Origin of the sequence: Paracoccus niistensis, from assembly GCF_042432925.1 — a bacterium.
Taxonomy (GTDB): domain Bacteria; phylum Pseudomonadota; class Alphaproteobacteria; order Rhodobacterales; family Rhodobacteraceae; genus Paracoccus; species Paracoccus niistensis.
In genome coordinates, this window is sequence record NZ_JBHLWE010000037.1 from 1 (window position 1) to 10,140 (window position 10,140).

The window sequence follows — 10,140 nt, forward strand, 5'->3', positions numbered from 1 at the left end:
GCGTCGACCCCTCGCAGCCACCGTCATGTTCTGGCCATGAAGACAATGGGTCCTGAGCCTAGGGTGATGCGCTGCAGACGAAGGGGACGTTGGCCCCGGACTCACCGACATCGCTTGCCGCTCACCGCCCTTTTGATAGGGTGCTCTGCATGGGGAAGAAGCGCCTAGACAGCCGATCTGTCGGTCTCGACGTTGCAGCCGAACTCGTTAAGTGGCTCACCGGCGCCGAGAACTTGCACTATGGCCTCTGGACCGGGCTCGAAGTCAACGCGAGCAATCTTGGCGCCGCACAGGCAGCCTACACGGCAAAGCTGTTCGCTTTTCTTCCCGACGGCCCACTCTCGATTTTGGATATCGGTGGAGGCGCAGGGGAAACTGCCAAGGAACTCATCGCCCTCGGGCACCGCGTGGAAATCGTGGTTCCCTCGCGTTGTCTCGCGGACCGCTGCCGCAATAACGCTCCTCAGGCCAAAGTTCACGAGATGACGTTTGAGGACTTCGAAGCGGCGGAGCGCTTCAATCTTTGCCTGTTCTCCGAGAGCTTCCAGTACATCCCCCTTGAGACCGCGCTCGATAAGGCGCTGAAAGTCACGCAGCCGGGGGGCCACGTCCTGATCGCGGATTGCTTCCGGTCGGAAGGATTCGCAGTGGCAGGTGAGGTCAGGCCCCCCGGCGGCGGCCATCCGATCGCGAAGTTCCGGAAGGCTGTCGCTGCCCTGCCGGTGGAGGAGCTTGCATCGGAAGACATTACCGAGGCGGTGGCACCATCGATCGTTCTCGAGCAAGAACTCTTTCATGTCTTCGGGAAAGCGGTTGACCGGATTGATTCTGAACTCTTGATCAAACGACCAGGAACTCGCTGGGCTACTGCGCACCTGCTGAAACTCATTCTCGGCAGACGCCGGCTCGCCCGGCTGGATGCCCGGCTTCGAGGTAACTTCCGGACCAGCGAAGCCTTCATCAGGAACAATCGTTACATGATAACGCTGTTGCGTAAACTCCCCTGACTTGCCCAAGTGAGATTGGAACGGCAGCCCTGCCTCTCAGATGTCCACCTTGGGCTCCTCGCGACGATGCGCGCAGCTAGGTTCCCTGACCTTGCCGCGGCATCGAAACCACCGCTTCCTCTTGCTGCCGCGTGTAGCCTTCAGCGTCTGCGCACGTCCGCTTTCCGCCCCTTGCGGTCAGTCCAGCATCTCGTGTCACGGCTCTGCGGACGAGCGATGGCGGATGAACATCGGCGTTCAGCTAGCCGGACAAGACCTGCAGTGCTTGGCCTTGGCCGCTCTGACTGGCACAGATCATCGACGATAGTTCGACTTCTGTTCCATCTTTTCAGTCGCCCCCGATCTCGAACGAGGCAGCCCCTCTTCTGTTCCTCCAGAACAATTTCAACAACTTAAAAAGGTCTTCACCAAACTTGCGTAGGCAACAGGCCCAGAGAATATTGGCCAGGAGAGAACAAATCTTGCCTCTGCAGTGCCTAGGATGGTGAACAGCCAGCCCTGCACAAGTCTCTAAAATAACAAGAAAATTAGAATGAGTACGGGTCGAGAGAACACGTTCGCAAGGGCGAGTGGCGGAGGGGATGAGCCTGACGTTCAACCTTCTCCACCCATCACTCACCTGATTTAAAACACTCTAACTCGAAGCCACGTTCTTCGGCTTGTCCTCAACACCATGAGTTCGGCACATCGCATTACATGTCCGAACTTCGTGATTTCACCAGACGCGTCCTGACGGTTTATCCCCGGACTGCGTGCCCTTGGGGCGCAAGGAACGATGCGGGTCAACCGGACGGCGGCGGTGACATGACACCGCCGCTGCCTCAGATGTTGATCTGGTCGGGAGGCACCCCTTGCGGCAGAGTCGCTGCACCTTCAGCCTTCTCCCAGTTCACGCCCTCCATGCCGACGCCGTAGCAGGTCATCAACAGCGATCCCAGCGCATAGCCGCGGAGTAGCGCCTTGGAATCCGTCCCCGCCTCTACCAGCCCGGCGGTATAGAGCAGCGGGATGAAATGATCGGGCGTGGGAACCGCCATCGCATAGTCGGGGTGTTCCAGCGCCTTCAGAATGTCGGCGGGCGCTTCGGACATCTGTCGGGCGATCAAATCGTCGAAACGTTGCGCCCAGGCGGCGCCCGCGTCCGACTTGTTCCACTCGATCCGGCACAGGTTGTGGAGGACATTACCGTTCGAGATGATCATCACCCCGCTCTTCCGCAAAGCGTTCAGCCTGGCGGCAAGGTCGAGGTGATAATTCATGGGCTTCAGCGCATTGATCGACAGTTGCACGACCGGAACGTCGGCCTTGGGAAACAGGTGGGCCAGCACGCTCCAAGTGCCGTGGTCCAGACCGCACTGATCATTGTCGGCGCCAACCCAGTGCGGCTTCACGACTTCGGCGATTTCGCCAGCTAGCTCTGGCAGGCCCGGTGCGGGGTAAGCGAAGTCGAACAGTTCCTTCGGAAAGCCGTAGACGTCATGGATGGTCCTTGGCCGCGCCGTCGCGGTCACAGCGGTCGCACCGATGAACCAATGCGCCGAGACCACGAGGATCGCCCCCAGCCGCGGCAGGGCCGCCACCAGGCTGCGCCAGGCGCGTGTATAGCCATTCTCTTCCACAGTGTTCAGGGGCTGCCGTGACCGAGAAACAGTGCAGGCGTCGCTTCCATATCAGCCTCTCGGACTGGGTTGACGGGTATCCGTCGGCGGAGGCCCGTAGAAAGGAACAAATGGCGTCAGGACGACAAGTGTGTGGTTCGCCCACCAGTTGGGGAAGGCGTATCACCAATCGCTTCAAGAACGCGCGCGTCAATCTCATGGCCGAGGCCATCGAACATTGTCAGACGTGGCGCGGCTCCGGCGTCTTGCAGCCAGACTTCTGTAGCGCGGGCAACAGCAAGCGGCATCACGGGATCGTTGGTGCCATGCAGCAGCGTGATGGTGGGCCAGTCACTGCGCGGACTGATACGCCCCGCCAGCCGCCCCGACAGCGCGATGACGCCCACGACCGGAACACCTGCGGCGACCGCGTGCAACGCCATGATCGCTCCCTGCGAAAAGCCGACCAGCACGGCGTTGCGAGGATCGCCGAAGCGTTCGATCAGATCGATGAACGCGGGCATCGCGTCGGCGATGCGGCGGGGACGGTTCGCCTCGGTCACGCCCTTGACCGAGAACCATTGGCGCCCCGCACCCATGTCGAAGGGCTGCGGTCCATCAGGGAAGGCAGCATGATCCAAGACTCCAAGCGCTTCGCCCAGGGGAGCCATGGCGGCACCGTTGCTTCCGACGCCATGCAGGAAGATAATGCGCGGGTTGGTCGAACTCATTGGACAGACTCCAGCAGTCGTACCACATGGTCGGGGCCGATCGGCACAATGCCCGCGGGGTTCAGTGCCTTGATTGAGTAGTACCCGGCCTTGATGTGATCGAGGTTGACGGTGTCCCGGACGCCCGGCAGGCGCAGGACCCGTTCCATGTAGGCCGAGAGGCGCGAATAGTCGGCGATGCGGCGGAGGTTGGTCTTGAACAGGCCATGGTAGGCTGCATCGAAACGTATAAGGGTCACGAACAGACGGATGTCAGCTTCGGTAAATCGGTCGCCGAAGAGGAAATCGCCGGTCAGACGGTCTTCCAGCTGGTCGAGCATCGCGAAGACACCCGCCACCGCCTCGTCATAGGCAGGCTGCGAAGAGGCAAACCCGGCCTTGTAGACACCGTTGTTCAGGCGGTCATAAACCTCGGCGTTCAGCGCGTCGATGTCGGCGGTGAGGTCTGCCGGGTAAAGATCGGGCATGCCCGGGACCAGGTCCGCAAAGGCGGTGTTGAACATCCGGACGATGTCGGCACTTTCGTTGCTGACCATGGTGTCGGTCGCCTCGTCCCACAGCACCGGCACCGTGGCGCGGCCGGAATAATCATCGTCGGCGCGGGTGTAGAGTTGGTGCAGATGGGTCACGGCATGCAGGGGGTCGGCATCGGCCCCCGGATACCCGCCGAAGCCCCAGCCTTCAGATGTCAGTACCGGGTTGACCACGGTCACGGCAATCAGATCCTCCAGCCCCTTCAGTTTGCGCGCGATCAGCGTGCGCGAGGCCCAGGGGCAGATGAGTGCCACATAGAGCCGGTAACGCCCGGCCTCGGCCTTGAAGCCCCCGGTGCCTGTCGGCCCCGGCGCACCATCGGCAGTGATCCAGTTGCGGAACGAGGACCGCTGGCGGACAAACCGCCCCTGTTCGTCCGTGGCCTGCACCGGGTGCCAGTCTGCAGTCCATTTGCCATTCACCAACATCTTGCGACTCCTTCGAATGGGGGAGGCCGCGCCGGGGGGACCGGCGCGGCACATGCTTTCGATCAGGCGTAGTGCACCCGGCCAGCGGTCTTGCCGCTGGGAACCAGTGCATAGGCACCATCGCCGAGCGCCGCGATTGCGGCCTGCACCACCGCCCACATCACCGGGTATTCCCAGCCACCGTTCGGGTTCGACCAGTTGAAGCCGAAGCTGCCATGTCCGAAGACGGCAGCGCCCAGAAGCATGGGCACCAACGCCGCCGAGACGAAGCGTGCCTTGACCCCGAGGATCAGCGCGATGCCGCCCGCGATCTCGACCAGCATCGTCAGATAGCTGAGCGCACCGGGCAGGCCGAGGGATTCGAAATAGCCGGCGGTTCCGGCGGGGGTAAAGACGAAGAGCTTGATGAGCCCGTGGACGAGGAAGAGGAGCCCAGTCGTCACGCGCAGCGCGAAAATGGCCTGGGGAGCGGTCTTGAAGTCGATCATGTCTGCGGTTCCTTCGAATGAGGTCAGGGGGAGGCCCGTCGGTGCGATCGTGTTACGTTGCGCCGCGGGGCTGGTCTTGTTTGGTGACAGAAACATGCGCCTTGCCGCGCTTGGCGAAAATGGCGAAGGCATGGTATCACTTTCCCTGCCATGTTCCGAATGAGAGAGCGTATGGATCTGGTTGACGGCATGCGCGTCTTTGTCGCCTCGGTCGAGACCGGCTCGTTCTCGGGGGCTGCGGCACGGCTGGGCATGTCTCCCAAACTGGCCTCCAAATACATGGCCGAGCTTGAGGCCCGGCTGGGCACTCAGCTTCTGCAGCGCACGACGCGCAGGCTTGGCCTGACGGCGGCGGGCGAAAAGCTGATGGCGCAGGCACCCGACTGGCTGGACCGGCTCGAGGAGATGACGGGCGGGTTGCGCGAGACGCACCGCGGCCTTTCCGGCACCCTGCGCCTCTCGGCCCCGGTTACCTTCGGAGAGCTTCAGGTCCTGTCCCACGTGCGCCGCTTCAGAGCCTCGCATCCTGATCTGGTGATCGACCTGCGCCTGTCGGACCGTTTCGTCGATCTTGCCGCCGAGGGCATCGACGTGGCGATCCGCATTGGGCGGCTGGGCGACTCGGCATTGATCGCCCGCCTCCTAGGGCGGACCAGCCTCGTGCCGGTGGCTGCCGGTGCTTACTTGAACCGTGCTGGGCGTCCCGAACATCTGGACGATCTGGCCCGCCACATCTGCATCCGTGACACGAACATGCGCGGGGATGGTGCCTGGCCTCTGACCGTGAGCGGCCAGCTGCACCGGATCGCTGTGCACGGTTCATATCTTGTGAACAGCACCCGCATGGCCCGGGATCTGGCGATCGAGGGCGAGGGAATCGCGCTCTGTCCCGACTACATGGTGCAGGCCGATCTGGATGACGGACGCCTGGAACAGGTCCTGCCCGAGATATCCGGGCCGCAACTTGACATTCATGCGGTTTATCTGGGGCAGCGCCGTCTGGCACGCCGCACACGCGCATTTCTGGATTTCGTCGCTCAAGGAATGGCGATGAGGACGGGTACGCCGTGAGTACGCACGCAAAGCCGCCTCTTCGCCAGAACGCTCCCCCAAACACTTGGCCGAGTCAAACTGGCATTGCGGCTCCGTGCCATCTTTCTCTGTGAAGACCGGTTCGGTGGGCGGCGCAATGCGCCGCCCTGTTTGCGCCGTTACTCGGCCGCGCCGTCCCCGGTGTAGGTAAACACCAGGATCGATCCGGGATTGGCCAGTTTATCAGTGGCACCCGCATCCGCGCCGCGGGCGATGCCGCCGGCGTCCGTGGCGACGCAGATCGTGCGGTTGTCGGGCGCGATCGCCAGGTCGCGGTAGCGGTTCACGGTGCCGAACAGCCGGTCGATGTCGCGGATGCCCTGACCGTCCCCGGTCAGCAGCAGGCGATAGACGGCGCCGTTCTTCAACGTCGTCACCAGAAGCGATGGCCCCCAGCCCGGGATCGGCCCGTCCTCGGGATAATAGTCGATGCTCGAGGGCGCGACCCCGGGCCGGCAGATGAAGAAGAGATCGCCGCAGGCCTCGTCCTCGAAGTCATAGCCGTTCGGCACCGTGAAGAGTGTCTTCAGCGGCTCGGCGAAGTCGCCGTCCCAGTCGGTCTCCTTCTCGAACGGCACCTCGTCGGGCAGACTCTCCTCGTCCATCAGGTTGGTCCAGGTGAGGTCCTCGCAGTTCGGCGCCTCGGACCAGTTGGCATAGACATAGGCCTGGTTGTCGCGGAAGCCAGCGACATGCGGCCAGCCGAAGTTGATGCCGCCCTCGAGGATGTTGATCTCGTCATCGGCATTGGCGCCGTGCTCGCTCTGATAGAGCGTGCCATCGGGGCCGAAGACGATGCCCTGCGGGTTGCGGTGGCCATAGGTGAAGACATGGCTGCGCACGCCCTCAATCTCCGGGTTGTCCTCGGGGATCGAGCCGTCCAGGTTCATGCGCAGGGTCTTGCCCTTGTAGGCGGACCAGTCCTCGGCGCCGACCTCCTCGGCGGTCGGCAGCCGCTGCGCCTCGATGGGCTTGCACCAGTTGCCGAACTGGTTGGCGCCCTGCTCGCCCAAGGTGGCGTAGAGCATGCCGTCCGGCCCGATCTTCAGCCGCCCGCCATTGTGGTCGTTGCCGGCCGGGATGCCCGAGATCAGCTCGGTCGGCTCGCCCAGTGTCCCCGCCGCCTCGTCATAGGCGACGCGGACGATCTTTGCCCTGGGGGCGTCCTGATCGTCGCCGTTGTCCGGCGTCGAGTCGTAGGTGTGATAGAGATAGACGTAGTTGTTCCCGTCCCCCTTCAGCAGATCGGGATGCAGCGCCATCCCGAGCAGCCCTTGGTGCTGCGCGTCGCTGAGCACGTCGTCGATCCTCAGCAGCTCGGTCTTTTCCCCCGTCTCGGGGTTGATGCGGCTGACACGGCCCGCCGAGCGCTCGGTCACCCAGAGCATGTCGTCGGGCCCCCAGGTGACCTCCCACGGGCCTTCGAGGCCGCTGGCCAAGACCCGGCCCGAAAAGGTCTCGAGTGCGAGGGCGTTGCCCGCGGGCGGTGCTTCCGCCTCCTGGGCCCAGGCCATGGGAATGGACAACGCTGTTCCCAGCAGAATGCCGAGAATGCTTCGCGTCATTGCAACCTCCCTGAAGCATGGCGGCAACGTCACGATGGCGCTGCAACGGAGATCCGCTCCTTTTCGCCATGCAAGGCGAACGGACTTGCGCCGGTGCGGTTCCGCACAGAAGGCAGCCAGAACTCAATGTGCCTTGCCAACTGCGCGCTTGCCTGAGCCTTCTGAGTCCCTCGCCACCTCACAGGCGCGCGCGGATGCATCTTGCCCGAGACGGAAGGCCCCCTTTGTCGTAGGCTGTCTGTCAGCCTGCACTGTCTTCCTGCCTGCAAGGCGCACGCAGGAAGTCCCGAGCTTGGAGGATGAGATGTCGGACTTCACCGTCGGCTACTTCGTGGGTAGCCTTGCGAAAGGCTCGATCAACCGCAAGCTCGCCAAGGCGCTGGTGCGGCTCGCGCCGGCCGGGCTGGAGATGCGCGAGATCCCCTTCGGCGCCCTGCCGCTTTACAGCTACGACTATGACAGCGACTTTCCGCCGGTGGCGCGCGACTTCAAGGCGGCGATCGCCGACGTGGATGCGGTGCTGTTCGTCACGCCCGAATACAACCGCTCGATCCCCGGCGCGCTGAAGAACGCCATCGACTGGGCGAGCCGCCCCTACGGGCAGAACGCGTTCACCCGCAAGCCCTCGGCGATCATCGGCACCTCGCCGGGCGCGATCGGCACCGCCGTGGGCCAGCAGCATCTGAAAAGCATCCTGGGCTTCTGCAACTCGCCGATGATGAACGCGGTCGAGGCCTATATCCAGTTCACGCCGGACCTGATCTCGGACGATGGCCAGGTCAGCGTGCCCTCCACCGAGAACTTCCTGCGCAACTACATGGGGGAGTTCCGCGACTTCATCGGGCGGGTGCTGAGCGTCTATCCGCGCGGGGGCTGACGCGGGAAGCGCCGATTGAGCAATGCGGAGCCGGTCACAGGTCACGGTTCGCCGTGGTTTGCCGCCGCACAAAGAAATCCACTCGGGAGTGAGACAATGCCAGAGCAATCGATCCGTCACACCATGGGGCGCGGGCGGCTGTTCGACTCGATCCTCGACACGGTCGGCGACACCCCGGTGATCCGGATCAACAACCTCGCGCCCCGGGGCGTGCGCCTCTACGTCAAGGCCGAGTTCTTCAACCCGGCGGCGTCGGTCAAGGACCGCCTGGCGCTGAACATTATCGAGGCGGCCGAACGCGACGGTACCCTGCAGCCCGGTCAGACCGTGGTGGAAGCGACCAGTGGCAACACAGGGATCGGTCTGGCGATGGTCTGTGCGCAGAAGGGCTATCCGCTGGTGGTGACGATGGCCGAGAGCTTCTCGGTCGAACGGCGCCGGCTGATGCGGATGCTGGGGGCAAAGGTGGTGCTGACCCCCCGCGCGCTAAAGGGCACCGGCATGTACATGAAAGCGGTGGAACTGGCTGACGCACATGGCTGGTTCCTGGCCCGCCAGTTCGAAACCGCCGCCAATGCCGATATCCATGAGGCGACCACGGCGCGCGAGATCATCGGCGACTTTGCCGGCGACCGGCTTGATTACGTCGTCACAGGCTACGGCACCGGGGGCACGGTGACCGGACTGTCGCGCGTGCTGCGCCGCGAGCGCCCCGAGACGAAGATCATCCTGTCCGAGCCGACGAATGCCGCCTTGGTGTCCAGCGGCGTTGCTCAGGAGCGCGGGCCGGACGGGGCCCCTGCCGCCAGCCACCCCGCCTTCGAGCCGCATCCCATCCAAGGCTGGACGCCGGACTTCATCCCCTTCGTGCTGCAGGAGGCGCTGGACAACGGCGGCTATGACGAACTGATCCCGGTCTCGGGGGCTGACGGCATCGCCTGGGCGAAGGAGCTTGCGAGCCGCGAGGGCATCCTGACGGGGATCTCGGGCGGGGCGAGCCTTGCGGTCGCCATGCGGATCGCCGAGCGTGCAGCCGAGGGTTCGGTGATCCTGGCCATGCTGCCCGACACCGGCGAGCGGTACCTGACCACGCTGTTGTTCGAGGGTATCAACGAGGACATGAACGAGGAGGAGCGCGCGTTGTCGCTCTCCACCCCCGGCTATCAGATGGGGTGACGGACCAACAGGAAGCGGGGACGCCGAAGGCTGCCGCAGTTGCCATCCTGCCAAGGGTCCGCGACTGTGGAGTCTGCGACGGCAAGGTCGTTGGTGGACGGCAAGGCGATTGGAAGATGACCGACCCTGCGGACAATACCGCAATGCTCGTCACGCGGCTGCGGACCCTGCTGTCGGACCGGAGGGCCGGAGCGACCTGTTTTACCTATCAGGAGCTCGCAAAGGCGCTTGGACTGGCTTCCCCCGGCAGCATCCAGCGGATCGCCGCCGCGCTCGAGCAGACGATGCGAGAGGATGTGGCTGCCGGGCGGCCCATGATCGCGGCGCTGGTCGTCAGCCGCACGGAGCGCCAGCCGCGGCGCGGTTTCTTCGATCTTGCAGTCGAACTGGGCCGGTTTCCGGCCGATGCGGAACGTCATTATGCGGCATGGCAGTCGGAGTGCACCGCAGTTTTCAAGAAGGTCTGCGGAAACGGCGCCTGACGTAGTTGCGCGAAGAAGAACGCCTTAGATGACCAACCTCGAACCGGTGCATCGAGGTTGGTGGCAAGACGGTGGACTTGGTCTTCATTAAGACGCTCTGGCCTGCTGCCGGTTTCGTGGACGTCAGGTTAAGTTTGCATAGCACGGGCCTCGAACGCCACC

The 10,140-nt window shown here is 63.7% G+C and carries 10 protein-coding genes; 5 read left to right on the plus strand and 5 right to left on the minus strand.

Annotation, left to right across the window (positions count from 1 at the left end):
• Positions 1–149 precede the first annotated feature (149 nt).
• Entirely contained in the window at positions 150–1,007 is an 858-nt protein-coding gene (locus ACFFII_RS11460) for a class I SAM-dependent methyltransferase (protein ID WP_377699015.1), read from the plus strand.
• Between the two features lie 821 nt (positions 1,008–1,828).
• Here the strand turns inward: ACFFII_RS11460 and ygiD are convergent.
• The 4 genes from ygiD to ACFFII_RS11480 form a co-directional block, all read right to left on the minus strand.
• Positions 1,829–2,635, minus strand: coding sequence for a 4,5-DOPA-extradiol-dioxygenase (ygiD, locus tag ACFFII_RS11465; RefSeq protein WP_377699024.1), 807 nt, complete (start codon positions 2,633–2,635; stop codon positions 1,829–1,831).
• A gap of 107 nt (positions 2,636–2,742) precedes the next feature.
• Positions 2,743–3,336, minus strand: a complete 594-nt coding sequence (locus tag ACFFII_RS11470) for an alpha/beta hydrolase family protein (RefSeq protein WP_377699016.1) — start codon at positions 3,334–3,336, stop codon at positions 2,743–2,745.
• Positions 3,333–4,298: a glutathione S-transferase family protein gene (locus ACFFII_RS11475; RefSeq protein ID WP_377699017.1), complete on the minus strand. Its 966-nt coding sequence runs from the start codon at positions 4,296–4,298 to the stop codon at positions 3,333–3,335. The genes ACFFII_RS11470 and ACFFII_RS11475 overlap by 4 nt, the downstream gene beginning before the upstream one ends.
• Before the next feature lie 62 nt (positions 4,299–4,360).
• Positions 4,361–4,786: a DoxX family protein gene (locus ACFFII_RS11480; protein WP_377699018.1), complete on the minus strand. Its 426-nt coding sequence runs from the start codon at positions 4,784–4,786 to the stop codon at positions 4,361–4,363.
• A 171-nt stretch (positions 4,787–4,957) separates the two neighbouring features.
• On the opposite strand from ACFFII_RS11480, the gene ACFFII_RS11485 reads away from it, so the two are divergent.
• The gene (locus tag ACFFII_RS11485; protein ID WP_377699019.1) at positions 4,958–5,857 is read left to right on the plus strand and encodes a LysR family transcriptional regulator; all 900 of its coding nucleotides are present in this window, start codon (positions 4,958–4,960) and stop codon (positions 5,855–5,857) included.
• Positions 5,858–5,997: 140 nt separating this feature from the next.
• Here the strand turns inward: ACFFII_RS11485 and ACFFII_RS11490 are convergent, their stop codons facing one another.
• Entirely contained in the window at positions 5,998–7,443 is a 1,446-nt protein-coding gene (locus tag ACFFII_RS11490; RefSeq protein ID WP_377699020.1) for a glucose/sorbosone family PQQ-dependent dehydrogenase, read from the minus strand.
• A 304-nt stretch (positions 7,444–7,747) separates the two neighbouring features.
• Here ACFFII_RS11490 and ACFFII_RS11495 point away from each other — a divergent pair, with 304 nt between their 5' ends.
• From ACFFII_RS11495 to ACFFII_RS11505, 3 genes are all read left to right on the plus strand, one after another.
• The gene (locus ACFFII_RS11495; protein ID WP_377699021.1) at positions 7,748–8,320 is read left to right on the plus strand and encodes an NADPH-dependent FMN reductase; all 573 of its coding nucleotides are present in this window, start codon (positions 7,748–7,750) and stop codon (positions 8,318–8,320) included.
• Between the two features lie 96 nt (positions 8,321–8,416).
• The gene (locus ACFFII_RS11500; RefSeq protein ID WP_377699022.1) at positions 8,417–9,496 is read left to right on the plus strand and encodes a PLP-dependent cysteine synthase family protein; all 1,080 of its coding nucleotides are present in this window, start codon (positions 8,417–8,419) and stop codon (positions 9,494–9,496) included.
• 116 nt (positions 9,497–9,612) lie between these two features.
• Positions 9,613–9,978, plus strand: a complete 366-nt coding sequence (locus ACFFII_RS11505; RefSeq protein WP_377699023.1) for a hypothetical protein — start codon at positions 9,613–9,615, stop codon at positions 9,976–9,978.
• Positions 9,979–10,140: the final 162 nt, after the last annotated feature.